The sequence below is a fragment of the Dolichospermum sp. FACHB-1091 genome (assembly GCF_014697585.1).
In the GTDB taxonomy this organism is placed as follows: domain Bacteria; phylum Cyanobacteriota; class Cyanobacteriia; order Cyanobacteriales; family Nostocaceae; genus Dolichospermum.
Genome location: NZ_JACJSB010000031.1, coordinates 1 through 26,787, shown reverse-complemented (window position 1 = coordinate 26,787; position 26,787 = coordinate 1). Strand labels below are relative to the sequence as shown.

Here is a 26,787-nt window from a genome sequence, read left to right as displayed (position 1 = left end):
CAGCTTTGATTATTTATTAACAGGAAATGCGAAAAGAATAAATAGGTGAACGGAAAAAAACCGACATAAGTAAGGAAAAGTAAAGTTACCCAAAACCTGTTCCCAGTTAAGAGTTAAGAGTTCCCTTGTCATAACGACAATTTTTAACGCCAAGCTACTTACAGCGAATTTCAGGTAAATGAACCACGGTTTTTGTTTCGCGCAATCTCTCTTAGAGATCCAAAAGGGTAGGCGCAAAGTAAGGAAGGCGCAAAAGAAGAAGGTAATCAAAGTCTGGTTTAAATAGATGAAAACTGCTGTAATTACGACTATTTATTGCTAATTCAAAATCTGGTTTAGATGTTTTTATAGCCCTGTTTCTATATATGATAGCTTGTAGCTTGGAGATGTCCGACTTCTTTAAAAATTCGGGTAGTTGAAAAAAATATTCTGATTATTATTTGATTATTATTAAATATTGAAAATCCCCAGTATCTATCTCTATTATTTCCGATTATTTATTTTGATCATGGCTAAGTTTGCTAATTTAGTATAAAAGAGAATTTTTACCATGACTATTTACTTTTATAAGGTTTCCGACCCCTATGGCTGTTTTTCTAATTTTTCCGCTCACGGTATTAATATCGAAGGTACTTACTGGCCAACTGTTGAACATTATTATCAAGCACAAAAGTTTGTTGGTAGTCCAGATGCTCCAATTATACCTTTAATTCACGCTGCTGCTACTCCTGAACAAGCTGCTGCTTTAGGGCGTTGTCACTCTCGTTGTCTGCGTCCAGATTGGGAATTGGTAAAAATTCAAGTTATGCGGGTTGGGGTACTACAAAAGTTTATTACTCATTCTGATATCAGGGAAATCTTATTACTTACAGGTGATAAAGTCCTAATAGAAGATTCACCTATAGACTATTTTTGGGGTTGTGGTGCTGATGGTACAGGAAAAAATCACCTTAGTAAAATTCTTATGAGTGTACGTGCGGAAATACGCGAATTAACCACTTTAGAATATTTTGACACCCCTATAAAGTATTAAATATAAAGTATTAAAGTTTTGTGGTGTCCTTTCCTCTTGTTTCTTTTTTCTATACGTTTTAACGCTTTTTACTGTCAGTCAGAGTTTTCGCCTATTTTAACTCTTTTTCTTGCACCTTTTTCACCTTCTAACCCACATTAAAGTTAGGAATGTGGGTTAGATAGATATTTTGACTCAGTTACCAGCCCCATTTATTCCCCGGCTGCTTGTAGCTTCTGGCTAACCTACGCTACACTGATCATGACACCTTCACTTTCATTCCCTAATCTATCCACAGCGCAGACAGCATAAGTACCGGGTGTAACTGTCGCAAAGGTAGTACCAGCGGATAAAATGCGTTTAATTGTCCAATTCTGACCACTTCGAAAATACAGACTCCAAGCACGCATAGGCCGATTATCTCCTGGTTCCCAGTTTAATTTACCATCAACAAATTTGAGATTTTTGGGCGGTATCGGTGTTGCGGAACTTTTCCATGACATACTAGGAACGAGGGCTGGTGTGGGATAATAGGTTTTAAACTCGTCACTAATGCCTTGACGATTTTCCTGAATGCCAGTCATACTAAAAAAGATATTACCCAAAGACAAATTAGCCGCTAAATTCCGAGAAATCTGAATTTGCTTGGTAATTTCGCTGTTTTTCCAGGTTTTACCATCCAATTGTCCTAGATTGTTACCGGCATAAACATGACGCTGCTTACTATTGATTTTAGTCCACCATTGCAGTAGCAATTCATAGCTTTGTTTCGTTTGGTCGGTACGCCAGTAGAGTTGAGGCGCAATATAATCTACCCAACCTTGTTGTAACCATTTTTTAGAATCAGCATAAAGGACATTATAGGCATCTAAACCAACAATCCCCGCAGGTTCTCCAGAACGATAAATACCAAAAGGACTAATACCAAATTTAACATCAGGTTTGGTGGCTTTAATTCCTTGAGAAAGTCGCAATACCATTTGATTAACGTTTTCTCGTCGCCAGTCTTCTAAACTGAGTTTACCACCTTGGGCTTGATAAGCAGCATAGGTTTTATGATCGGGAAAGGGTTTACCAGATATGGGATAGGGGTAAAAATAATCATCTAGATGAATAGCATCTACATCATAACGCCGGACAACATCAATAATCACATTGTAGGCTCTGTCTTGAACAATTTTTGCCCCTGGGTCCATCCATAGTTGAGTACCCCATTGATAAACAACTTCTGGGTTAGTCACCGCAATGTGGGGACGGACAGGAGAAACTTGACTATTGGCTCTAGCGCGGTAAGGGTTGAACCAAGCGTGTAATTCAATATTGCGTAGATGACATTGAGCGATCGCAAATTCCAAAGGATCGTAAAATGGTGTTGGTGCTTTTCCCTGAGTTCCTGTAATCCAAGCACTCCAAGGTTCTAATTCAGAAGCATATAAAGCATCACCTTCTGGTCGTATCTGCAAAACTAAAGCATTGAAATTCAAAGATTGTAACTGTTTAATAATTGCTAATAACTCTGCTTTTTGCTCTTCCACAGTCAGTCCCGGTTGAGAAGGCCAGTCACTATTCCACACAGACGCTACCCAAGCACCTCGGAACTCACGCCGATGACCGACCTTGATAGTATTAGTATTAGGGGCTGGAGATAAAGCCCCAGGCACAACAATATAAGCAGAAGGAATTTTTTCCGCCTTGCCCAAATATACTAACCCTTGATAAACTACCGCCGCTACATCCGCGCGAGTAACCGCTGTTTTATAATTAAGGATTTTGACATTGGGATAATTTACTACCCAACCAACACGAGTCGCTAAAGCTATCTGATTAATTCCATAATAAGGAATTAAAGCTCCATCTTGATAAATTTCCGCTAGTTTACTCACTAGGTCTAGGTCAACTTGACCAGCAATTCCCAAGCCATTGACCATGGCTACTAAAACATCACCTTTAAAAATACTTTCATCTATACCGAAACGCTTATTTGGATATCCTGTCAAGAATCCACTTTCATAAACTTTTTTAATCGCCTTGAACGCCCAATGGGTATCAGGAACATCCACAAAACCCGCATATTCACGTTTCACTGGTGGGGAAAAAACAGCAGCGATAATAGCCGCGAACTCAGCCCGAGTTACAGGGTTATTAGGGCGGAAAGTTCGATCAGGATACCCTTTGAGAATTCCCCTTGCGGCTAAAGCCTCAATAAATGCCCTCGACCAATGACTTTGAATATCGGAAAATGTTATGGGAGTAGATACCATATTTCTGGAGATAGTTACATCCTTTATTAATTTAGCAATATTTAAGTAGGTGAACGAAAAAAAACCGAAATATGTAACAAAAAGTAAAGTTGCCGAAAACCTCTTCCCTGTTCCCTCTTCCCTGTTCCCTGTTCCCTTGTCATAACGACAATTTTTAACGCCAACCTACTTAAGCCATAGCCACTAATTTTTTAATCCAGTCAGATATATAAGTTTTTTAAATATCCCTTTAGGAAAAAAATCGCCTTTCTATGTTTGTTGAGAATATAGCCCGTTAATTCTCAATAATCTTGAGAATATAGTCAATAAGCCAACGAATTTACTAGGGTATTGACATCTTGACATTTTGTGCTAATATCATAGTGTATAATCTTGAGCTTTCTATATTTAAAATACATACTGAGAATAATCATTACTAAGCTAGAGGCTCAAAATCCAGACAATAAATTCTGTGTCAGGTAAAAGCCAAGCATTGAGAATATAAAGTTTTATTTTGTTAACTTGATTAAGTATAATTCATGGTAAACTAATCATAATTTGGCAAATATTACCAAATAAGATGAATAACATAACTTACAGGGGTTTCCGCTCTTATGAGGTACATCATAAGCCCCCTCCTCGCACCCCCCTCAATCTCCCCGCTGCGGGGGGAAGAAAAGGATAAATTTTTGATATTGGAGGGGGTTGGGGGTGGGGTTCTTGTACCTCATAACATCGGGAAGTGCTGTATTAGTAACAGGACTTACGCAAAATCTCTCTCAAATCCTCATTTCTCCGTGACCTCTGTGCCTGGAGTGGTTCGTTATTCCATGAATCTTGCGTAAGTCCTAAGTAATTCAGGCGTTGCTAAAACCAGGTATGAATTTAGGTGTAGAGCCGAGAATCCCTACCCATGGAAGGTCTTTACAAGGGTTTTGAAATCATCAAAAATCATTTTCATACCTCAAATCAGCAACGCCGTAATTCAGAGGAAACCAGGAAATCTGCAATCTGAGGATTATGTAAATGCTGCTATATCTAAGAATTGAAAACTTTGCCTTAATTGATCATTTAGAATTAGATTTTGGGGCAGGTTTGAATGTATTAACAGGGGAAACCGGGGCAGGAAAATCAATTATACTAGATGCCATTGATGCAGTTTTGGGTGGTAAAGTCTCTAGTCGAGTCATTCGTACTGGCACAAATCGAGCTATGGTAGAAGCAACTTTTAGCGTCACCCCACCTCTGGCCGCTTGGTTAAGTGAACAAGAAATTGATTTAATAGATGATAATGCTGTGATCATCAGTCGAGAAATTGCCACCACAACTAGTAATATTCGCAGTAGATCACGAGTCAATGGAGTCCTGGTAAATCGTCAATTAATGGGAGGATTGCGAGATCATTTAGTAGAAATAACAGCACAAGGACAAACCGTAAAAGTAGGACAATCGGCTCAAGTTCGAGATTGGTTAGATTTATATGGTGGTGATTTATTGCTACAAAAACGCCAAAATGTCAGCATTGCTTTTAGTATATATCAACAAGCACGTCAAACACTAGAAAAACGCCGAACATCAGAACGGGAAAGGCTACAACAATTAGATCTATTAACATATCAGGTACAAGAATTAGGTGCTGCTAATCTTGATGATCCCCAGGAAATGGAAATATTAAATCAAGAACGAGACCGTCTGAATCATGTTGTTGATTTACAACAAATGAGTTACAAAGTTTATCAGGCTTTGTATCAAGATGATCAGGAAACTCCCACGGCCGCTGATTTATTAGCCGATGGAGAGATGATATTAACTCAAATGATAGAGTATGATTCTCAACTACAATCTTTATTAGAATTGGTGCGGGATGCAGTCGCAGCCGTCATGGAAGTGGGTAGACAAATTAATATTTATGGAGAAGGATTGGAAGCAGATCCCCAACGGTTAGAAGAAGTAGAAGAACGAATACGGGAATTAAAACAAATTTGTCGTAAATATGGTCCAACTTTAACAGAAGCGATCGCTTATTATCAACGTATTCAAAATGAATTAGCTGAATTAAATAATAATGAACAATCTATAGAAACTTTAGAACAAGAAGAACAATTATATTTACAACAACTCCATCATCTCAGTCAACAATTAAGTCAATTACGTCGTCAAACTGCGGCTGATTTAGAATCTCGGTTACTAGCTGAACTCAAGCCCCTAGCAATGGATAAGGTAAGATTTCAAGTAGAAATTGTCCCCACTACCCCCACATCAGCAGGTGCAGATAAAATTACTTTTATGTTTAGTCCTAATCCTGGTGAACCTATTCAACCATTAACAGAAATTGCTTCGGGTGGAGAAATGAGCCGATTTTTATTAGCCTTAAAATCTTGTTTTCACCAAGGAAATGAAGTGGGAACTTTTATTTTTGATGAAATTGATGTAGGAGTTTCTGGTAGAGTTGCCCAAGCCATAGCAGAAAAATTGCATCAAATTAGTCAAGGACATCAAGTATTATGTGTAACCCATCAACCTTTAATTGCAGCTATGGCAGATCGTCATTTTCGCGTCGCTAAATTAGTGATTAATAAAGCTGTAAATAGTAATGATGAACAACGAACAGTTGTCAGAGTCACAAGTTTGGATAATTTAACTACCCGTCGAGAAGAATTAGCACAGTTAGCTGGTGGTAAATCCGCAAATCAAGCGATCGCTTTTGCCGAGTCTTTATTATTACAAGCTGCTAATCATCGGGAAAGGAGGACATAAAAAACCATACAAATTTTAGGATGAGAAATAATAGGTTTACATTATTAATTTCCTTAACTGGGGAACTAAAGCCTGGAAAGCATTTCCCCGATGACTAATTGACTTTTTCAAATCTGTTGTCATTTGGGCAAAAGTCAATTGTTTTTCTGGGACATAAAAAACCGGATCATAACCAAAACCACCATCTCCAGAAGGTGCAAATAAAATTTCACCTTGACAAATACCCTCAGATTGAATTACTATTTCTCCCTGGGGATTGGCAACTGCGATCGCACACACAAACCTAGCTTGACGATTTTCTTCATCACCTAATTCTCTTAATAATCTACCAATCCGTTCTGTATCATTATTTCCATAACGAGCAGAATACACCCCAGGCGCACCATTCAGGGCATTTACCGCCAAACCAGAATCATCGGCTATCGCCCAATTACCTGTAAATTTAGCAGTTTCCGAGGCTTTGAGACAAGCATTTTCCGCAAAGCTCTCCCCTGTTTCTTCCACATCCAAATTTTCCGGTTTTATAGTTAATTCCCAACCAGAATCAACTAAATAAGCTTGCATTTCCCGTAATTTACCGGTATTTCCTGTCGCTACTACGAGTAATTTAGTCATTAGTCCGTTGTCCATTGTCCGTTGTCCGTTGTCCGTTGTCAGGAAAAAGGCAAAAGGTAAAGATTTTACCAATTACCCATTACCAATTAATTTGATTCAGCCCAAGTTTCTGCCCAATTTAGAGTTTTCTGAACTTGTTCTATTGTTGCTGCTTCACAATAAAGCCGTAAAACTGGTTCAGTACCGCTAAATCTAATCATTAACCAACTTTGATCAGCCAGACGGAATTTATAACCATCAATAGTTTGACAAGCGATGACTTGTTTACCTGCAATTTCTGTTAAAGGCTGAGATTGTAACTGTTGTAATAGTCGCCCTCTCACTTCCATATTCGCTAAAGGTAAATCAATGCGATCATAGACCGATGAAAAATCAGTTTGTTGTTGTAAATAACGATAATATTCGCCTAAATCTAACCCTGATTCTACCACAGCCTCCAATACATACAGCGCCGATAATAAAGCATCACGTTCGGGAATATGACTACCATAACCAATCCCACCAGATTCTTCACCACCTAGCAATACCTGTGTAGTTAACATTCTGTCAGCAATGTATTTATAACCTACAGGGGTTTCATAGATAGAAAGGTTATGTAAGGCGGCTACACGGGGCATTAAGTCCGACCCACTCACAGTTTTGACTATTTCCCCCTGAAAGTTGCGCCGCCGGGTCAGGTGGTCAATTAAGATGGGGATTAAAATTTGAGAACTGAGGAAATTAGCATCTTGATCTACCGCTGCAATGCGATCGCAATCGCCATCAAATATCAAACCTACTGTTAAACCAGTTTTATTACTTTGGCGATGGTTTTTGATGACTGTAAATAGTCGTGACAGGTATTTTGGTAAAGGTTCCGGCGCACCACCTTCAAATAAAGGGTCACGTTCGCTATTTATTTCTTGAACCTGTGACCCTAATAGTCGCGCTAGTCCCCCAGCCGCAGCCCCGTGCATGACATCCACGAATATTGTTAATTTACCAGCAGCGATAACTTGTTTAATTTTGTCAATATCAACTTTACCCGCTAATGCCTGACAATAACTCGGCCAAGGATCAAAACTATGTTCCTGACCTGGAATCGCTACTGGTGGCACTTTTTCTGATAATAAAGCTTCTATCTCTTGTGTAACTTCCGGTGGAACTGAACCACCAAAGGCACTTTTAACTTTTAATCCTAAGTATCTACCCGGATTATGACTCGCTGTCACAACTAGCGCCCCTAAAGCCTTGAGTTCTTTAGCCGCCCAGCTATAAGCCGGAGTTGGTGCTGAAGTTTCGCTAAACAGGACATCAAAACCCACTGCGGTAACAGCATTAGCGACAACACGAGCAAAATCTTCCGCCATAAATCGGCGATCATAACCGATAATAATTGTCCGGCTACCTACCTCGGAAAAGTAAGTATTATGTAAAACCTTGGCGGCTACAGTTGCTACTAACGCCAGGCGTTCAAAGGTAAACTCCTCACCTATCACACCGCGCCAGCCATCTGTGCCAAACTTGATTGGGTTAGTTACAACTGGCATGAAAATATCCTCAATTTCTAATTGAGGATTTTAGCATTTATGCGGGTAATTGGTAATGGGTAATTGGTAATGGGTAATTGGTAATGGGTAATTGGTAAAAATCCTTGAGGTGGTAAAATACTTTTATATCTTTATCTTTGAAAATGAGTTACCATGTCTACTGACACTACCACAGGTGCTGATGCTATTGACCAAGCGATCGCTAAAGGAATTGATTTTGATGGTTCTCCTATTCCTCCCGCTAAGTTAGAATTGTATGCACAAGTTATGGCTTTAGAAGCGAACAGACAGCGTAGTGGTGTATCCAACACCATGCGTTCTCGCATTGTCCGCATTGGTGCTAAACATATTCCCCAAACTGAACTAGACCAAAAACTAATTGATGCCGGTTTCGCGCCTCTAAAAGAAAAGGAAATTGCCTTTTTCTACAGCGGTAAATAATCAGTCACTTTAAAAAACAATATGGACGGTATTGGACTCGAACCAACGACCCCATCGATGTCAACGATGTACTCTAACCACCTGAGCTAACCGTCCGTAATCACACAGATTAATAATCTATCATCTAAAATATCATCTGTCAACCCCTAAAACCAAAATTTTATTTTAGATATATTTTAGATATATTATTTTACATATATCTAGTTAACTGCACCCGATAACGATCCTTTTTTGTCACCGCAATTTCTCCAACTTCTAACCGACCTTTTCCCCGAATAGCAATTAAATCCCCCGTTTTGACTTGGGAACTGGCTTGGGTCACTTCCTTCCAATTAACACGCACATCATTGGAGTCTATTAAATCTACCATTTTACTGCGAGACATCGCAAACCCGGCAGAAGCCACCGCATCTAACCGTAAAGAAGCTTCCACAGTCGTTAATTCTTTTTTCTTTGGTTCGCGGATTTTTAACTCACTAATATCAATGCGTTGAGTTTTCACCGGTACGGAACGCACCTGTTTTAAACTCATCTCTAAAAATTCTGCCAATTCCGGGACAACAATCACCTGCGCCCCTCTTTCCCCCAAAACAATCACATCTCCCGTTTTTTCCCGGACAATTCCCGTTCCCAACATCGCACCTAAAAAATCTCGGTGATTCGCTGTATCAAATAGGAAATTACCAGCAATTTCTAAAGCCATGATAGCAACTTGAGACTGATCTAATGGTAACTCAGCGCGGGCGATCGCTATTCTTTGTCTTTCCGCTTGGGGATATCCACCCCAAGTCACTAAATGCACCTCTGTTAATCGGCTAAATACCCGGTTAATTTCCGCTAACTCTGGCGGAGACAAAAAATCTGTTAATACCACTTCCCAGGTCTTTATAGCCTGGTCAGCTTGATCAATTACACGGGCAATGGTATCGCGGTTTTCAACCCCTTTTAAAAGTTCTTCTCTAGGTAGCATAGAATTATGGAAATTACAGAAGGAATCATCATACCAGGCGATTAGAAATCGCCTCTACACAAACAAAACCCACCGGCGTGGGTTTAATATCCATTAGTCCGCGTAGGCATAATTCGCCCTATGCTTATAAGTAGTCATGCAAAATAAATTAAACATTATATTTTAGTAATATCGTTTGCACCTAACTAGATAAATTTTTCTCCATCAAATCCTGTCAAAAAAGAACGTACTCCTGGGTCAAGATCAATTATTTTTTCACTCTCTGATTTTTGTGGTATAAACTCAATGGGGAATACAGTAAACCACCACTTTTTATCATAGCTGGGTTGATTGTAACCAACTTTGTTGAATAATACAAGTTTTCGATGATTTGTCTTTCTGTTTAGTTTGATATTCTATGTCCTTTATAGGTAGAGGTTCAGAGGCTTCAAATTTCAAGTTTTTCATGATACACAGCTAATGTTTCTTGATGTACACGGGCAACATTTAACCATTCTAAGTTTTCTTGCGTCCGATTTTTCCATTCTTGAAGGGTATCTGTATTACTCAATAGTTTTATTAATGCTTCAGCCAATTTATGGCTATTCTGAGTCGGAACTAACATTCCTGCTTTCCCATTATCTAACGCCTCTGGAATCCCGTCTACCTCAGTAGCCACAATAGCTAACCCAGCTTCCCTCGCTTCTGAAAGCACCAAGGGACAAGGATCACGGTGGGAGGCTAAGACAAAAATATCACTGGCTAGTAAATAACGTTGTGGTTCGGGACAAAATCCAACAAAATGAATTTGATCACTAACGTTCGTTGCTTGAGCTTGAGCTTCAAATATTTGTTTATCTGGTCCATTTCCTACTAGATATAAATTGACTTTGGGAAAATTTTGAGTAACTTCCTCAAAAGCCGCAATTAACTCAGCAATTCCCTTCCGTTTGTACATTCCTGCTACAGTAACAATGGCGGGACGGTGTAAACTTAAAGGTTGATAATCTGATATTTTCCTAGTCCGAGGACTACCCAAAGTTCCATTACAAATTACCCGTAATTTATCTTCAGAAATTCCCCGTTGTACCATTGAATTTTTAACGGCTTTACTAACAGCAATTACTCTGTCAGCTAAACCCATTAATACACTACTACGCTGAAATTCATTATGGACAGTAGCCACTAAAGTATATCTATTTCCCCACCTCAATGTACTTGCTAAAACCACGCCTGTCATCATGTGAGCATGAACTATATTTGGCTGAAATTCTCCCACAATTTTCCGATAACCTACCGCCGCTTTGATCATATTTATTGGCTGGCGACTTTGGTTTATTGTATAGTGTTTAACCCCAAATTTATTTAATAATTTTTCGTATTCTCCCCCCGCTGAAATTACCACTACATCATCACCAGCTTGGGATTGTAAACAAGCTAGATCCACAGCTACATTCACGATACCATTACCGATTTCTTGGATATGATTCAATATATGTATAATTCGCATAACCTGAAGAGCTTGTATTAAAAACTATTGAAATTTCACAAAAAACGCAAATAATATAGCAGTCAGAAGTAAACTTTTAAAACCTTTCTGTGATCAGTATTTAAGAATCTTCCGCTGTTTTAATTACCCTGATAACTACTATATTTATAAATTTCAGTACCTTTGGTAAGTTCTGTTTATAATACTTAATAACATTTTATTTTGTCTGTACTTTAAGAAACAAATATCTAACATAATTTGACCAGGGAACTTCTTAGGAATCATTAATTAATAATCATCGTTTTTTGCTTTGATCAGTATCTTTCTATAGGAATATTAAATCATCTTTGATGGCTGGCATTATGAAGTTGCATAAAAAGATTCCCGACTGCTTGGAGAAGTCGGGAATCTAAAATTAAGGTGATAACCGCTCGATTTTCCAATTTCCATTATCTACGAGAGTATATCGCAACCGATCATGTAAGCGGCTGGATCTTCCTTGCCAAAACTCAATTTCCTGGGGAATAACTCGAAACCCCCCCCAATGAGGAGGTCGAGGTACTTCTTGATTTTCATATTGACGCTGAAATTCTATTAATTGTGCTTCTAATACATCTCTATTGGCAATAACTTGACTTTGATTAGAAGCCCAAGCACCCAAACGACTGAAGGGTGGACGCACTTCAAAATAGCTATCAGACTGTGCTGAGGAAATTTTCTCGACAGTCCCCACAATTCTGACTTGACGTTCTAGTTCAGCCCACCAAAAAACCAAAGCTGCCTGTGGATTTACTGATATTTCTTGTCCTTTTTGACTCTTGTAATTAGTGAATAATACAAAACCTCGTTCGTCAATATCCTTGAGTAGTACCATTCTTGCCGAAGGCTTACCATCAGGTGTACAGGTAGCCAAAGTCATAGCATTAGGTTCAGGTAGTTGGGCCGCTACGGACTGGTTAAACCAGATTTTAAATTGTATAAATGGATTTGGATCAATTTCTTTTTCATTTAAATCTTTTAGGGTGTAGTCTTTACGAAGATCGGCAATGCTTTTATCTATCATTTTTATTTTCTCACGATTTAGATTCAGCGTATATTAGTATTGGGGAAAACATTCTATGATCAAAATTAGTACGTTTTTTGGACAATAGGGAATAGGAATTACGCCACCCTGCCCTGCAAGCCCCTGAAGCCCCCTATTTATACATTAAATCAGATGCGCCGTTTTGCCCCTCTGCAAACTTTGTTAATTTATGGACTCAGTGGACCGATTATTGCTCTCAATATCTGGTTGATGTCTGTATTATTTCATTTTTTTCAAAATCCCCTGACTATCCTGAGTATTTCTGCCATTCTGGCTTTTTTACTGAATTATCCAGTCAAGTTATTTGAAAATATTAGAATTAAACGCACTCAAGCAGTAATTATTGTTTTAATACTTACCTTAACTATATTTATTGTTTCCTGCGTTACTCTTATACCAATGTTGATTGATCAAACCATTCAACTTTTAAATAAAATACCAGATTGGTTAGCGACTAGTCAAGCCAATTTCGATAATTTAGAAATGTTAGCGAAGCAAAGGCGATTATCTATAGATTTAAAATTGGTGACAAATCAAATCAATGCTAATATACAAAACTTAGTTCAGCAAATAGCTTCAGGGGCTGTAGGATTTGCGGGAACGCTATTATCGGGAATACTCAATGTTATATTAGTCATAGTTCTCGCCTTTTATATGTTAATATATGGCGATCGCGTCTGGACTGGACTAATCAATCTGCTGCCATCAAATATTGGTATCCCCTTTAGCAAGTCATTACAATTAAATTTCCAGAACTTTTTTCTGAGTCAATTATTACTAGGACTATTTATGATCATAGCCCTCACGCCGATTTTCTTATTTTTGAGAGTACCATTTGCCCTGTTATTTGCTATTATTATCGGTATTTCTGGACTTATTCCCGTTGTTGGCGCGACCTTGGGCATTGGTTTAGTCACAATGTTAGTATTAATTCAAAATTGGTGGTTAGCATTTCCAGTCGCTACAATGGCAGTTATCATGCAACAAATTAAGGATAATCTATTAGCTCCCAAACTAATGGGTAATTTTATCGGACTCAACCCCCTGTGGATTTTTATCGCCATTTTAATGGGATTTGAAATTGCGGGTTTACTGGGAACACTGGTGGCTGTACCAATTGCTGGAACTATCAAAGGTACTTTTGATGTGATCAAAAACAGTCAGCATAGTGATTTTGTGGCAAATTTTCGGGCTAATTACGGCTCAGAATTTCGGGAAGATGAATAAATTAGTCATTAGTCAGTGTAACTATTATTCTTGAGCAAATTTTAGATTTTAGATGTTAAATTTCGGCTTGAATATTCAATATCTAATCTTAAACCAAGATTTAAACCAATATTTAAAAAGGTCTGATAAACTAGGTAGTGTAGCTATATTTATACTTACTGGATTCAGAAATAAGCTACTTGGAATAAATCTAAAATCTAAAATCTAAAATCTAAAATTGCGTGACCTCTGATTTCTGGTATATTAAATTTTGAATTGATGGATGCAGTTGAATTATTAGAAACAATTACACATCTGATTTCCCAGGCCGAAAAAGGGGAAATTGATCCTTGGGACGTGCGAGTTATTGAGGTGATTGATCATTACTTGAAACTAATGTCCCCAGAAGCAACTACCAGAGGCTATGAAAGTGATTTATCTCAATCTGGACAAGCTTTTTTATCAGCATCAAAGCTTGTATTATTTAAGGCAAATACATTAATGCAATTGTCAACGGTATATAATACTTCAGAAGAAGTTATAGATGATACAATACTAGAAATTGAAGATGGATTGTTATCTCCAGCCCGTCCCTTACAATTAGAACAACACCTGCGTCGTCGTCCAGCAGCTATGCCACCTCGGAAACGTCGAGTGACATTGCAAGAGTTAATAGACCAGTTGCAAATCATGGCCAGCCAGTTAAAACTGGTAGAAAAGTCTGATAAACCTCAGCGAACTAAGCGCCAGTCTAGGGTGCAAACCATGGGGGAAGCCCTAGAGTTAGCCCACCAAGAAAATTTAACGGAAGTCGCGTTAGAACTAGAACAGGTGTTACATAGTGCTGCTAAAGAGCGAAATTTGGAGGAACAATGTTGGAATCTAGAAGAACTGATAGATTTATGGATACAGACAAAGCAACCAGAAAAAAATGGCCACTATCGTGAATCAGAAAACGATAGCGTGATTAGCGTTTTTTGGGCATTACTACTGCTCTCGGCTCAATCTAAGGTGGAGTTATTCCAAAAAGAATTTTACCAGGAAATTTTAGTTCGTTTACCTACTTAAAGGCAAGTAGCAGGGGGAGAATAAATTTCTATCTCCTAATCACAACTGACAACTGACCAATTACTAAGGAATAAGATTTTATGAAAGCAATGATTCTTGCAGCAGGAAAAGGTACTCGTATCCGTCCCATTACTTATACAATTCCCAAGCCCATGATTCCTATACTGCAAAAGCCAGTCATGGAATTTTTACTGGAATTATTGCGCCAACACGGATTTGATCAAATTATGGTCAATGTCAGCCATTTAGCGGAGGAAATAGAAAGTTATTTCCGTGATGGTCAGCGGTTTGGAGTGCAGATTGCCTATTCTTTTGAAGGTAAAATTGATGATGACGGTAAACTCGTGGGGGAAGCCATTGGTTCGGCTGGAGGTATGCGGCGGATTCAAGACTTCTCACCGTTTTTTGATGATACCTTTGTAGTATTGTGTGGTGATGCTTTAATTGATTTAGACTTAACTGCGGCGGTAAAATGGCATAAATCCAAAGGTGCGATCGCTACTATTATCACTAAATCAGTTCCCAAGGAAGAAGTTTCTAGTTACGGTGTAGTGGTTACTGACGACGATAATCGGATTCAAGCCTTCCAAGAAAAACCCCCAATAGAAGAAGCCCTTAGCACTAATATCAATACAGGTATTTATATTTTCGAGCCAGAAGTATTTAAGTATATACCCTCTGGAGTAGAATATGACATTGGTGGCCAATTATTTCCCCAACTTGTGGCCGATAATGCCCCTTTTTACGCTATTCCCATGGATTTTGAATGGGTAGATATTGGTAAAGTTCCAGATTATTGGCGAGCAATTCGGGGTGTTTTATCAGGGGAAATCAAAAATGTACAAATCCCCGGACATAAAGTCGCTCCTGGTATTTTTACTGGGTTAAATGTATCTGTAAATTGGGATAAAGTTGATATTACCGGACCTGTTTATATTGGTGGAATGACCAAAATTGAAGATGGAGCAAAAATTATCGGACCTGCTATGATTGGTCCAAATTGCTGGATTTGTAGTGGGGCTACTGTAGATAACAGCGTGATTTTTGAATGGTCCCGTTTAGCTCCCGGAGTCCGCCTAGTTGATAAACTGGTGTTTGGGCGTTACTGTGTAGACAAAACGGGAGCATCCATTGATGTCCAAGCTGCGGCTTTAGATTGGCTGATTACAGATGCGCGTCAAACTCGCCCTTTAGCAACCCCTTTAGAACATAAAGCCATTGCTGAATTATTGGGAACAAGTTCAATTTAGTTAGTTGTCAGTTGTCAATTGTCAGTTGTTAGTTGTTAGTTATTCGTTGTCAATTGTTCGTTGTCCGCTGTAATTTACTACTAACTAATGACCACTGACTACTAACTAATGACTACTGACAACTGATCCCTGACTAATGATTATTAACTATTCAAGTAAGTATACCGTTGTAAACTTTGCTCGTAAGTTTGTAGAAGTCGCTGGGATTCCGCTAAGGTGATGTGCTGTTCTTCTAAAGCCCGCTCACAACGCTGGCGAATATTTTCTACCATGTCTTCAGCATCATATTGAACGTAACTAACGACTTCACTCATGGTATCACCTTTAACAACGTGTTCAATTTGGTAGCCCTTGGGAGTTAAATTGATATGAACGGCGTTAGTGTCACCAAAGAGATTATGTAAATTCCCCATAATTTCCTGGTATGCTCCATTCAGGAACATTCCCAAATAATAGGGTTTTCCTGGATGAAATTTGTGTAATTCTAACACTGATTTCACATCTCGCAAATCTATAAAGCGGTCTATTTTCCCATCACTATCACAGGTGAGGTCTGCTAAAATGCCTCTGCGGGTTGGTTCTTCATCCAGACGATGTATGGGCATAATGGGAAATAGTTGATCTATAGCCCAACAATCTGGTGCTGATTGAAACACAGACAGATTGATATAGTAAATGGAAGCCATGATTTTTTCTAGGTCTTCCAATTCATCAGGTACGTATTCTTCCTGACGGATGATAGTTAAAACTTTTTGACAACAAGCCCAGTAAAGACGTTCGGCCTTAGCGCGTTCATTCAAGCGCAAAATTCCTAAATTAAAGCGACTGATAGCTTCTTCTTTGAATTGAGCAGCGTCGTGATAAAATTCTTGGTAATTTTCTTTATTGATGGATTGGTAAGTTTCCCACAGGTATTTAATAATTGGAGATTCTCCGTCTTGGGGAGGATCAGGGGGATTAAGGGGAACATCACTGGTACTAAGAACGTCAAAAATTAACACTGATTGGTGAGAAGAAATCGCCCGACCACTTTCACTCACAAGAGTAGGTACGGTAATTTGTCGTTCATCACAGGTATCTTTTAACTCGGCTACAATGTCGTTAGCATAGTTTTGCATATTGTAGTTTTTTGAGGTGTAGAAATTCGTTTGCGAGCCGTCATAATCTACACCCAAACCACCACCAACATCTAAATATTTCATATCTGCCCCTAGCATCGCCAATTCTACGTAAATACGACTAGCTTCTTGAATGGCATCCTTAATGACATTGATAGCGGAGATTTGCGAACCGATGTGAAAATGTAACAGTTGTAGAGAACCGAGTAAGTCAGCTGCACCTAATTTTTCCACAGCTTCCATAATTTCGGGAATTGTTAAACCAAATTTAGCGCGATCGCCTGTAGAAGTTCCCCAGCGACCCATACCTTGGGTGCTTAATTTTGCTCTAACTCCCAAAATGGGCTTAATTCCTAATTGACGACTAGCAGCAATGGCTAAATCCACCTCTTCAATTTGCTCTAGGACGATAATTGGTGTTTGTCCTAGTCTTTGGGCTAACATAGCGGTTTCGATGTATTCCTGGTCCTTGTAGCCATTGCAAATTAACAATGCTCCAGGGGTATCCAATAAAGCCAAAGCGATCATTAATTCTGGCTTAGAACCTGCTTCCAAACCAAATTGATGGGGTTTACCAAAACGAACTAAATCTTCAACTAGGTGACGTTGTTGATTGCACTTAACAGGAAAAACCCCACGATAGACACCAGGGTAATTATAGCGGGCGATCGCCTTAGCAAAACAAGCATTTAAGCGCTCAATCCGGTCTTCCAAAATATCGGAAAAGCGGATTAACATAGGAAGACCTAAATTACGCTGTTGTAGAGCATTGACCAACTCAAACAAGTCCAAAGACCCACCACGTTCACCTTTGGGAGAAACAGTCACATGACCAGCAGCATTAATCGAGAAATAAGGCCGACCCCAACCTTCAATCCGATAAAGGTCTTCACTATTCTCAATTTTCCAGGGAATAGATAAATTTCCCGTGCTTATGCTAGTAGGTACTAACAGTTTCTTCTCTCTTTGGCTTTTCAATTCAGCTTTATGCCCATTAGGCGGCATTTTTACAATCTCATCAGCAGTTGACTCGACACCCATTTCTTCCTGACCTCTGTGTGTTGCCCACGAATTAACAATTTAACAAAATAGTCTGGTAAAGGATATAAGACTAGAAATAATTTCTGATTAAGAATTAGGATAATCACCCAATACTCCCTTGTGCTGAGAATGGTTAGTTACAAAAATCTGCGTTTATCTGCGTTTATCTGCGGTTAATTACCTGTTGCTATATGTAATCAGGAAAAAAATGGTAATTCAATCCGGTTATCCACCATGATCAGGGAAAATTGCTCAGACTACTAGACAAAAGACCTCAATACAACTGACAATTAACCCATCAAAATTTGATTATGTTTTTGGAGACAGACTTGGAACGCACATTTTTAGCAATTAAGCCGGACGGTGTACAGCGTGGTTTGGTGGGTGAAATTATCCGCCGTTTTGAAACTAAAGGCTTTACTTTAGTTGGGTTGAAGTTTATGAAAGTCAGTAGAGAATTAGCGGAACAACACTACGCTGTTCACCGTGAAAGACCTTTTTTTCCTGGGTTAGTGGAATTTATCATTTCTAGTCCAGTTGTAGCAATGGTTTGGGAAGGTGAGGGCGTTGTTGCAGCAGCAAGAAAGATTATTGGTGCAACCAATCCCTTAAACGCAGAACCAGGTACAATTCGTGGCGATTTTGGCGTTAATGTAGGTCGTAACCTGATTCACGGTTCTGATGCTCAAGAAACAGCCCAAACAGAAATCGCTTTATGGTTTAAGGATGAAGAATTAGTTGCTTGGCAACCTCATTCAAAACCGTGGTTAAATGAGTAATTAGGTAATAGGTAATGGGTAATGGGTAATGGGTAATAGGTAATAGGTAATAGGTAATGGGTAATAGGTAATGGGTAATGGGTAATGAGTGGTAAAACTCTTAGCTGTTACCTGTCACCTGTTACCTGAAATGAATATAAAACATTTAATACACCATTAATACACCATCAGAGATTTTGAAAACATCCTGTTGGAGAGTAGGAAAAAAAGATTGCCAGCCAAGATGTGATAGATAAGTTTGTTAATACCGTTAATACTAAATCATTAGATATGATTATAATAATCATCAAAATATTTTAGCACTTGATATTAAGTTAGTACCAAAAATCTGTGCTTATATTAAATTATCACTTGATCATAAAGTTAAATAGTTAATTACTGTGTTAGAAGCCTGTGTACTAATAACAATATTGTGCGGTTTTTTCGGGATTATCCTCAAAAAAAACCTGGTGATGAAAATTGTCTCCATGGATGTGATGAGTACAGGTGTGATCGCCTTTTATGTACTAATTGCATCACGAGAAGGCCTATTTACCCCCATTATTTCTAGTGTAAAAAACATTAATTATGCCGATCCTGTTCCCCAAGCAGTGATATTAACAGCGATAGTTATTGGTTTTTCTATTCAGGCTTTGATGCTGGTTGGTGTGATGAAATTAGCACAGGATAATCCCACCTTAGAAACCCATGAGATTGAGAAAAATAATACACCATGAATACTATTACATTGACTTGGATTGCTACCCCATTTTTCCTAGGATTCATCATTTTTATCGTTCCCAAACTCAACCGACATTTAACTCTGTGGGGAACTATTGCTTCTGCTGCTTATGGGTTGCAGTTATTTCTCAATCCATCACCTGTGACACTGAATTTACTAGATAGTTTCGGTATTAAATTAGAAGCAGACGAGTTAAGCGCTTACTTTATCATCACAAATGCTATAGTCACGGCTGCTGTTGCTCTTTACTGCTGGCGCAGTGATAAAACGGCTTTTTTCTATGCTCAGATGATTATTGTCCATGGTAGCCTCAATGCTGCCTTTGTCTGTGCAGATTTCATTAGTTTATATGTGGCTTTAGAGGTAAGTGGTATTGCGGCCTTTTTATTGATTGCTTATCCTCGTAGCGATCGCTCAATTTGGGTAGGTTTACGGTATCTGTTTGTAAGTAATACTTCCATGTTGTTTTATCTGGTTGGTGCGGTGCTGGTTTATCAGACACATCATTCCTTTAGTTTTACAGGTTTAAAGGGATCACCACCGGAAGCACTAGCATTAATTTTTCTGGGATTATTAATCAAAGCGGGGATTTTTGTATCCGGTTTATGGCTACCTTTAACTCATTCTGAATCAGAAACACCAGTTTCTGCATTGATGTCGGGAATTGTCGTTAAAGCCAGTGTTTTACCTTTATTACGTACTGCATTCGTTTCCGAAGAAATTGATATCATAGTCAGAATTTTTGGGGTGGGAACAGCTTTAATGGGTGTATACTATACTGTTTTGGAAAAAGATACCAAGCGCCTGTTAGCATTTAGCACTATTTCTCAGTTAGGCTGGATTCTCGCTGCACCGGCTGTAGGTGGATTTTATGCCCTCACCCATGGATTAGTCAAATCATCTTTATTTTTGATTGCGGGTTCTTTACCCAGTCGCAATTTTAAAGAATTGCAATATAAACCCATTCATACAACAATTTGGATAGCCTTAGTTATCGCTAGTTTATCAATTTCTGGTTTTCCTTTATTATCAGGTTTTGCTGCTAAGAGTTTAAGCATGAAAAATTTAGCATCTTGGCAATTTATAATTATGAATATTGCCGCACTTGGTACAGCAATATCCTTTGCTAAATTTATTTTTTTACCCCACAGTCGAGAAGGAGAACAGAAAATAAAACCAGGTTTTTGGATATCAATAATATTTTTGATCACTGGTTTAATTGTTGCTAATATTGTCTATCCTCAAGCTTATAATACTGCTGATATTACAAAAGCACTTATAACCATTGTTGTAGGCTGGTTAGCCTATCATCTTATTTTCAAAAAGTTATCAATATCTTTACCTCGTGTATTTGAAGAATTTGAGCATTTGGTTGGTGTCATGAGTCTAACTTTAATTTTGCTATTTTGGATGGCTTTACCATGATTGGACATCTCATATTAAGATTATCAATTTGGTTTTTACTCACTGCTAACGTGAGTTTAACAAATATTATCATTGGTGTAATTATTGCCTTAGTTTTACCACGTGGTAAATCGTCACCAGAAAAATTAAAAGCTTGGTTAAAGGTGATAGTTAAAATCTTTGTTGCCATTCCGGTAGCTTTTATGGAGGCATTTGAAATTATCCTCCGTCCCCATAAACAAGAAGAAATTATCATGGAGAAAGTCAAACTCAACAGATCACCATTATTGGTTTTTATTGATATATTTCTGATTACCTTTACCCCTAAAACCATAGTTTTGAAATACCACGAAGAAGGATGGTATGAAGTTCACTATATTAAACCTAGGAAAAAACAAGCATGAACTTAGAAATAGTCTTAATAGCAATGATTTTGGCTTTACTTATTCCCATCTATGAAGCTTGGAAAAGTGATGATACATGGCAGAAAATGTTAGCTTTTGGCAGCATTTCCAGTAAAGTAGCAATCATGATTCTCGTAATTTCCGTTTTGCGAGATGATTGGATGATTGGTGTAGTTGCAGCGATTATTCTGAGTGTAGGAAATGCCGGATTAATGTTATTAGCACATATCCTGAGAAGATTGGGTGAAGTATGATCAACTTTCTGAGTTATAGCTGTATAGGTATAGGCATAGTTTTTTGGTTTTGGGGAACTTTTCATTTAGTTAGCAACAGATCAGTCTTATTCAAATTACATGGACTTTCTGTTGCTGATACTTTAGGTTCAATGATGATTATTGTCGGACTATTACTGAAAATACCCAGTGAATGGCCATTACTTATTCTGGGCATTATTTCCTTAGCAATTTGGAATACTATGCTGGGTTATGTATTAGCATATTGTTCAACACAAGAGGCAAAAAATGAATGATACTTATCTCTATTTAATCATTGCTTTATTACCCTTGACTGCGGGGCTGTTAGTAACCCAAACTAACCCCTATCATGCTTTAGTGATTCGTGGGGTACTTGGTGCCATAGCCGCAATGGTAGATGCAGTTTTAGGGGCAGCAGATGTGGCTTTAACAGAAGCATTAATGGGAACAATGCTATCAATTACTCTCTATGCAATTGCAGTCCGTTCATCTTTAGTTTTGCGTCTTGGTGTCATTGAAAATCAGTCAATAGAAAAAAATCAGGATAGCACTTTGCAACAACTTATCAACGAATTTCGCCAGATTTTTAACAAACATTACTTACGGTTAGAAATTGTTCCCTATAGCAATAACCAAAGTTTACAACAGGCATTAATAGAAAAGGAAATTCATGCTACTTGTGTGCGTTTGGAAGAAAGTAATCCAGGAGAAGAAACCTACCAAACTGCAATTCGAGTGCAACGTATCTATAACATTATAGAAAGTGAACTTTCATCACCAAAAACAATTTTAAAATATTTCCATGTTTGACATTTAGGGGAGCAGCATCTATGAAATTAGTCTACATTTTAGCGGGAATAGCTTTATTTGTGAAAATGCTGATCATGCCTAATTATGAACCGAATTTATCAGATATTTCCATTGTGGAAACAGTAGTTAAAGAAAGTGGTGTTCCCAATGCGGTATCCGGGATTATTTTCAGAAATCGGTTATATGATACAATCTTTGAAGTAATTGTTTTTACTATCGCCATTCTCGGAGCTAATTTTTTACTAGCTAATGACAAACCATCTTGCAGTATTTATCAATTCAAAGATCAACCATCAATAATATTAGCTCGTCTAGGGGCGACAATTGCGGCGTTAGTGGGTATTGAATTAGCAATTAGGGGACATTTGAGTCCTGGGGGTGGTTTTGCGGCTGGTGTGGCTGGTGGTACAGCAATTGGACTTATAGCAATTACTTCATCATATCAGTGGATGCAGGATATTTATCACCGTTGGCACGCTGCTACTTGGGAAAAGGTTTCGGTATTGGTTTTCATTGTTTTAGCAGTGATAACTTTATCGGGGCTAGAATTACCCCACGGTGAGTTAGGGGCCTTATTTAGTGGTGGAATTTTACCGATATTAAACATCCTAGTTGCTGTTAAGGTAGCATTAGGTTCTTGGGCTGTGGTTTTGATTTTTATTCGTTATCGCGGTTTGTTATGAATTGAGGAAAGGTTCAGGAAAGGTAATTGGTAATAAAACTCTTACCTGTTACCTAGTTCCCGTCCTCCTCACTTTGAGACTTCAGTTTTTTCCCTTTCTTCTGGGACTAATTCAACAACGGTACGCTTAGAAAATCCCCAAGCTAAAATCACACCAATAACAGTTACTACCAGCCATTGTGGTGGCACTAAATCATCATTGATGACTTTTAACAGCAACCGTAAACCCACAAATGCGACAGTAATATAACCCGCGTCTTCTAAATTTTCATATTCATCTAACCAGCGGATAAATAATCCAGCCATGAATCTGAGGGTGAAAATACCAATGGTTGTACCGGTGATTACTAACCATGTTTCTTGGGAAACTGCGATCGCGGTTGTGACACTATCCAAGGAAAAAGCTAAATCTGTCAAGGCAATTACGGGTATAGCTTGCCACAGGGAGTTAAACCGTGGACCGTGATGATGATTGGACTCGTCTTCCTGAGAACTAAAGTGTTGAAATACTAACCATAAGAGATAACCAGCGCCCAAAAGTTCAAATTGCCAAAATTTTTGTACCCAAGTCGCTGTTAACAGCAGGGTAATTCTTAAAATATAAGCGAATACTAAGCCAATGTTGAGGGCTTGATCTTCTCGTTTTTTGTCTTCTAGTCCTTGGGCGATCGCAGCGAGGGCGATCGCATTATCAGCGGATAGTACCGCTTCTAGAAATACTAATATCAAGAGAACAATGGACGCTTCAACGCTGAAGTGAAAGTTTAGGTCATTAAATATTTTGTCTAACATTTTTCACAAGAGGGGGATAATTAAAAATTAATAGGAGATTTTTACTGTAGAACGCACATTGACACTCTAAATTACCTCCTTGTTACGCAATATGTTTATTATATATCAGAATGTTATATTTGTAGGTTGGGTTGAGGTACGTTCACGAAGTGTGGCGAAGCTATAACCCAACATGAGCGTCGGGTTGCGCTGTCGCTTAACCCGACCTACAAAAAATGGACAAGGTATTGTGTTGTTTACGCAATATGTTTATTATATATCAGAATGTTAGATTTGTAGGTTGGGTTGAGGTAAGAAACCCAACATGAGCGTCGGGTTGCGCTGTCGCTTAACCCGACCTACAAAAAATGGACAAGGTATTGTGTTGTTTACGCAATATGTTCATTATATATCAGAATGTTAGATTTGTAGGTTGGGTTGAGGTAAGAAACCCAACATGAGCGTCGGGTTGCGCTGTCGCTTAACCCGACCTACAAAAATGGACAAGGTATTGTGTTGTTTACGCAATATGTTCATTATATATCAGAATGTCAGAGCCGAGAAAATAGTTAGTATTGCTGAGAGAGTTTTTATCCCTTGCTTAAAAGACGCTAGGGGACATTGAAAATATGCTGAATCAAAACCAAACCCCGCTCATAGAGGCCTTAAAAGCCTGTACAACCCGTTCTCATGCGCCATTTTACACCCCAGGGCATAAACGCGGCCAGGGTATTTCCCCAATTTTCAGCGATTTATTAGGTAAAGATGTCTTTCGTGCTGACTTAACGGAATTGGCAGAATTAGATAATTTATTTACACCCCAAAGCGTAATTTTAGCAGCACAAGAATTAGCAGCGGAGGCTTTTGGGGCTGAGAAAACATGGTTTTTAGTTAATGGTTCTACCTGCGGAATTGCAGCTGCAATTCTTGCTACCTGTAGAATGGGAGAAAAAATAATTCTCCCGCGCAATGTTCATTCTTCAGTTATTTCTGGATTAATTCTTTCTGGTGCGATTCCTATTTTTATAAATCCTGAATATGATGAATATTTAGATATCACATATAGTATAACACCCGAATTAGTAAAAGCAGCATTAATCAAACATCCAGACACAAAAGCCGTATTGATAGTTTATCCAACTTATAATGGTGTTTGTGGAGATATAAAGGCAATTTCACACCTAACTAATCAATATAATATTCCCTTAATTGTAGACGAAGCCCATGGCGCACATTTTCATTTTCACCCACAATTACCCACCTCAGCTTTAACCGCAGGTGCAGATTTAACTATACAATCAATTCATAAAACATTAGGGGCAATGACACAAGCATCAATGTTACATATTCAAGGAAATAGAATTGATATTGATAGAATTAATAAGGCCTTACAATTAGTTCAATCTACCAGCCCTAGTTTTATACTTTTAGCTTCTTTAGATGCTGCACGTCATCAAATGGCAATACATGGAAAAAAATTGATGTCTCAAACTTGGGAATTAGCGCAAGAAGCAATAATTAAAATTAATCAAATTCCTGGTTTATCTACTCCTTTAATTAATAGCAAAAAATCACCAGGATTTCTAGATTTAGATCAAACTAGATTAACTGTAAATGTTAGTGAAATAGGATTTACAGGCTTTGCGGCTGAAGAAATTTTAGATAAAAAATTTCATGTCACTCCAGAATTTTCATCTTGGCAAAATCTCACATTTATTATTAGCTTAGGAAACACAAAAGCAGATATTCAAAACCTAATTCAGGGATTAAATAATCTTACCCATGTCACCCCCTTGACATCTGAGTGTCAACCGTGTAAGAATAGAAACGATGCTACAATGGGTTATGATATGTCCATTTCTCCCCGTGAGGCCTTTTTTGCTAGTAGCGAGGTATTACCTATAGAGGAAACCCAAGATAGAATTTGTGCAGAAATTATTTGTCCTTATCCTCCAGGAATTCCTGTATTAATGCCAGGGGAAATAATTACAAAATCAGCTTTAGAATATTTGCAAGAAATTCAAAATATGGGTGGTTTTATTAGTGGTTGTGCCGATGAAACTTTACAAACTCTAAAAGTTGTGAAATAATATAAGATAGTGTTTCTAGATCATAACCCCTGCTTTGTTACGGGGATATTATACTTTACTCAACCAACAACCGCTGTAATACAGAATTGGCTTTTAAAACAATGCAAATAAAAACTTTTATTTTCGCGGTTTCACTGTCCTTTCTCTCTACCGTCAATATCCCAGTTTTTGCTCAAGTTCGAGTTCTGCCAACTTTACCAACTAACAAAATTGAAGATCAAGAAAAAATCAGTAATATCAAGAAATTGTTAGATATAACTGGTTTTAAAAACATAGCAAGGTTAGAAACCATCAAATTAAGAGATAGCTTCAAAGCTAAATATCCTCAAATACCTGCAAAATTTTTAGATGCTTTTTTGGCTGAATTAAAACTAGAGGAAATAGTAGATGAATTAATTCCTCTTTATAGCAAATATTTTACCAATGAAGAAATAAAAGGAATTATTGCATTTTACGAAACACCTCTGGGAAAGTATTATTTAACTGTCAGTCCTCAAATTTCTAATGAAGCAGAAGAAATTGGCCGAAAACATGGGATACGAGCCATGCAGAGAGCATTAGAAAAATTGAAATTAGAAGGATTGAAATCAGAAGGATATGTCACCCCACGTTAATGACACCTGATCTTTATATAGAACTCGTATTTGATTTTTGAAAAAAATTAGGTATTGTAGGGTGCTTTACTACTGCATAAATTCTATCAATAAACAGATTTGTAATATCTGACGCACCAACCGTATCTTTTCATAAATCAAATATTATTCCTATATTTATGCTATATTTGCGGGTATTTATTCCTCAATTTCATAACCATTAGTTAGATTTTCCGGCCTTGCTGAAACCAGGTATGAATTTAGGTGTAGAGCCGAGAATCCCTACCCAGGTCACGTCTCTACAAGGGTTTTGAAATCATCAAAAATCATTTTCATACTTCAAATCAGCAACGCCGATTTTCCTTAGCTGCTATATAAAACCTAGACAAAACTAGACTTTACTTTCTACTTCAACGGGAGCATGGGAGCAGTTATCCCTCGGTAGACTTTCACGCTTTAGCCAAACGCGATAAATTAATT

The 26,787-nt window shown here is 38.1% G+C and carries 24 protein-coding genes and 1 tRNA gene; 16 read left to right on the top strand and 9 right to left on the bottom strand.

The window, feature by feature from the left end; all coding sequences use genetic code 11:
• The first annotated feature begins 550 nt into the window (after nucleotides 1-550).
• Complete coding sequence (locus tag H6G25_RS17460) at nucleotides 551-1,033, top strand: NADAR domain-containing protein (protein ID WP_190393590.1); 483 nt, start codon at nucleotides 551-553, stop codon at nucleotides 1,031-1,033.
• 224 nt (nucleotides 1,034-1,257) lie between these two features.
• On the opposite strand, the gene H6G25_RS17455 is transcribed toward H6G25_RS17460, so the two are convergent.
• The gene (locus tag H6G25_RS17455; protein WP_190393589.1) at nucleotides 1,258-3,273 is read right to left on the bottom strand and encodes a family 10 glycosylhydrolase; all 2,016 of its coding nucleotides are present in this window, start codon (nucleotides 3,271-3,273) and stop codon (nucleotides 1,258-1,260) included.
• Between the two features lie 1,005 nt (nucleotides 3,274-4,278).
• Here H6G25_RS17455 and recN point away from each other — a divergent pair.
• Nucleotides 4,279-6,009: a DNA repair protein RecN gene (recN, locus tag H6G25_RS17450; RefSeq protein ID WP_190393588.1), complete on the top strand. Its 1,731-nt coding sequence runs from the start codon at nucleotides 4,279-4,281 to the stop codon at nucleotides 6,007-6,009.
• A gap of 36 nt (nucleotides 6,010-6,045) precedes the next feature.
• Here recN and rdgB read toward each other — a convergent pair whose 3' ends face one another.
• Both rdgB and H6G25_RS17440 read right to left on the bottom strand, forming a co-directional pair.
• Complete coding sequence (gene rdgB / locus H6G25_RS17445; protein WP_190393587.1) at nucleotides 6,046-6,624, bottom strand: RdgB/HAM1 family non-canonical purine NTP pyrophosphatase; 579 nt, start codon at nucleotides 6,622-6,624, stop codon at nucleotides 6,046-6,048.
• Nucleotides 6,625-6,710: 86 nt separating this feature from the next.
• A complete protein-coding gene (locus H6G25_RS17440) occupies nucleotides 6,711-8,153 on the bottom strand; it encodes a phosphoglucomutase/phosphomannomutase family protein (protein WP_190393586.1) in 1,443 nt (480 codons plus the stop codon).
• Between the two features lie 153 nt (nucleotides 8,154-8,306).
• Here H6G25_RS17440 and H6G25_RS17435 point away from each other — a divergent pair, with 153 nt between their 5' ends.
• Nucleotides 8,307-8,594 (top strand): DUF4090 family protein, encoded by a 288-nt coding sequence (locus H6G25_RS17435; RefSeq protein ID WP_190393585.1) that lies wholly within the window; start codon nucleotides 8,307-8,309, stop codon nucleotides 8,592-8,594.
• A gap of 22 nt (nucleotides 8,595-8,616) precedes the next feature.
• Here the strand turns inward: H6G25_RS17435 and H6G25_RS17430 are convergent.
• The 4 genes from H6G25_RS17430 to pdxH all read right to left on the bottom strand — a co-directional run bounded on the left by H6G25_RS17430 (nucleotide 8,617) and on the right by pdxH (nucleotide 12,092).
• Nucleotides 8,617-8,690: transfer RNA gene (locus H6G25_RS17430), tRNA-Val, on the bottom strand.
• A gap of 94 nt (nucleotides 8,691-8,784) precedes the next feature.
• Entirely contained in the window at nucleotides 8,785-9,564 is a 780-nt protein-coding gene (locus tag H6G25_RS17425; protein ID WP_190393584.1) for a photosystem II S4 domain protein, read from the bottom strand.
• A 427-nt stretch (nucleotides 9,565-9,991) separates the two neighbouring features.
• On the bottom strand, nucleotides 9,992-11,053 hold the full coding sequence (locus tag H6G25_RS17420; RefSeq protein WP_190393583.1) for a glycosyltransferase family 4 protein: 1,062 nt from the start codon (nucleotides 11,051-11,053) through the stop codon (nucleotides 9,992-9,994).
• 394 nt (nucleotides 11,054-11,447) lie between these two features.
• Entirely contained in the window at nucleotides 11,448-12,092 is a 645-nt protein-coding gene (pdxH, locus tag H6G25_RS17415) for a pyridoxamine 5'-phosphate oxidase (RefSeq protein ID WP_190393607.1), read from the bottom strand.
• A 156-nt stretch (nucleotides 12,093-12,248) separates the two neighbouring features.
• Here pdxH and H6G25_RS17410 point away from each other — a divergent pair, with 156 nt between their 5' ends.
• The 3 genes from H6G25_RS17410 (at nucleotide 12,249) to H6G25_RS17400 (ending at nucleotide 15,640) form a co-directional block, all read left to right on the top strand.
• A complete protein-coding gene (locus H6G25_RS17410) occupies nucleotides 12,249-13,343 on the top strand; it encodes an AI-2E family transporter (RefSeq protein WP_190393582.1) in 1,095 nt (364 codons plus the stop codon).
• A 258-nt stretch (nucleotides 13,344-13,601) separates the two neighbouring features.
• Nucleotides 13,602-14,390 carry a ScpA family protein gene (locus tag H6G25_RS17405; protein WP_190393581.1) on the top strand — a complete coding sequence of 263 codons (789 nt, stop codon included), beginning with the start codon at nucleotides 13,602-13,604 and terminating at the stop codon, nucleotides 14,388-14,390.
• 80 nt (nucleotides 14,391-14,470) lie between these two features.
• A complete protein-coding gene (locus H6G25_RS17400; protein WP_190393580.1) occupies nucleotides 14,471-15,640 on the top strand; it encodes an NDP-sugar synthase in 1,170 nt (389 codons plus the stop codon).
• A gap of 143 nt (nucleotides 15,641-15,783) precedes the next feature.
• On the opposite strand, the gene speA is transcribed toward H6G25_RS17400, so the two are convergent.
• On the bottom strand, nucleotides 15,784-17,799 hold the full coding sequence (speA, locus tag H6G25_RS17395) for a biosynthetic arginine decarboxylase (protein ID WP_190393579.1): 2,016 nt from the start codon (nucleotides 17,797-17,799) through the stop codon (nucleotides 15,784-15,786).
• Between the two features lie 329 nt (nucleotides 17,800-18,128).
• Here speA and ndk point away from each other — a divergent pair, with 329 nt between their 5' ends.
• The 8 genes from ndk to H6G25_RS17355 all read left to right on the top strand — a co-directional run bounded on the left by ndk (nucleotide 18,129) and on the right by H6G25_RS17355 (nucleotide 22,854).
• Nucleotides 18,129-18,578: a nucleoside-diphosphate kinase gene (gene ndk, locus H6G25_RS17390; protein ID WP_137908743.1), complete on the top strand. Its 450-nt coding sequence runs from the start codon at nucleotides 18,129-18,131 to the stop codon at nucleotides 18,576-18,578.
• Between the two features lie 380 nt (nucleotides 18,579-18,958).
• Nucleotides 18,959-19,294 (top strand): cation:proton antiporter subunit C, encoded by a 336-nt coding sequence (locus H6G25_RS17385; RefSeq protein WP_028082268.1) that lies wholly within the window; start codon nucleotides 18,959-18,961, stop codon nucleotides 19,292-19,294.
• Nucleotides 19,291-20,724: a cation:proton antiporter gene (locus H6G25_RS17380; protein ID WP_190393578.1), complete on the top strand. Its 1,434-nt coding sequence runs from the start codon at nucleotides 19,291-19,293 to the stop codon at nucleotides 20,722-20,724. The genes H6G25_RS17385 and H6G25_RS17380 overlap by 4 nt, the downstream gene beginning before the upstream one ends.
• Complete coding sequence (locus H6G25_RS17375; RefSeq protein ID WP_190393577.1) at nucleotides 20,721-21,107, top strand: Na+/H+ antiporter subunit E; 387 nt, start codon at nucleotides 20,721-20,723, stop codon at nucleotides 21,105-21,107. Before H6G25_RS17380 ends, H6G25_RS17375 begins: the two co-directional genes overlap by 4 nt.
• Nucleotides 21,104-21,361, top strand: a complete 258-nt coding sequence (locus H6G25_RS17370; protein WP_028091286.1) for a hypothetical protein — start codon at nucleotides 21,104-21,106, stop codon at nucleotides 21,359-21,361. Before H6G25_RS17375 ends, H6G25_RS17370 begins: the two co-directional genes overlap by 4 nt.
• Nucleotides 21,358-21,636, top strand: a complete 279-nt coding sequence (locus H6G25_RS17365; RefSeq protein WP_190393576.1) for a monovalent cation/H(+) antiporter subunit G — start codon at nucleotides 21,358-21,360, stop codon at nucleotides 21,634-21,636. Before H6G25_RS17370 ends, H6G25_RS17365 begins: the two co-directional genes overlap by 4 nt.
• Nucleotides 21,629-22,171, top strand: a complete 543-nt coding sequence (locus tag H6G25_RS17360) for a DUF4040 domain-containing protein (protein WP_190393575.1) — start codon at nucleotides 21,629-21,631, stop codon at nucleotides 22,169-22,171. Before H6G25_RS17365 ends, H6G25_RS17360 begins: the two co-directional genes overlap by 8 nt.
• 20 nt (nucleotides 22,172-22,191) lie before the next feature.
• Complete coding sequence (locus H6G25_RS17355; protein WP_028082275.1) at nucleotides 22,192-22,854, top strand: Na(+)/H(+) antiporter subunit B; 663 nt, start codon at nucleotides 22,192-22,194, stop codon at nucleotides 22,852-22,854.
• Between the two features lie 68 nt (nucleotides 22,855-22,922).
• On the opposite strand, the gene H6G25_RS17350 is transcribed toward H6G25_RS17355, so the two are convergent.
• The gene (locus H6G25_RS17350; protein WP_190393574.1) at nucleotides 22,923-23,645 is read right to left on the bottom strand and encodes a TerC family protein; all 723 of its coding nucleotides are present in this window, start codon (nucleotides 23,643-23,645) and stop codon (nucleotides 22,923-22,925) included.
• Between the two features lie 608 nt (nucleotides 23,646-24,253).
• Here H6G25_RS17350 and H6G25_RS17345 point away from each other — a divergent pair.
• Nucleotides 24,254-25,714, top strand: a complete 1,461-nt coding sequence (locus H6G25_RS17345; protein ID WP_190393573.1) for an aminotransferase class I/II-fold pyridoxal phosphate-dependent enzyme — start codon at nucleotides 24,254-24,256, stop codon at nucleotides 25,712-25,714.
• 101 nt (nucleotides 25,715-25,815) lie between these two features.
• A complete protein-coding gene (locus H6G25_RS17340; RefSeq protein WP_190393572.1) occupies nucleotides 25,816-26,328 on the top strand; it encodes a DUF2059 domain-containing protein in 513 nt (170 codons plus the stop codon).
• Nucleotides 26,329-26,787: the final 459 nt, after the last annotated feature.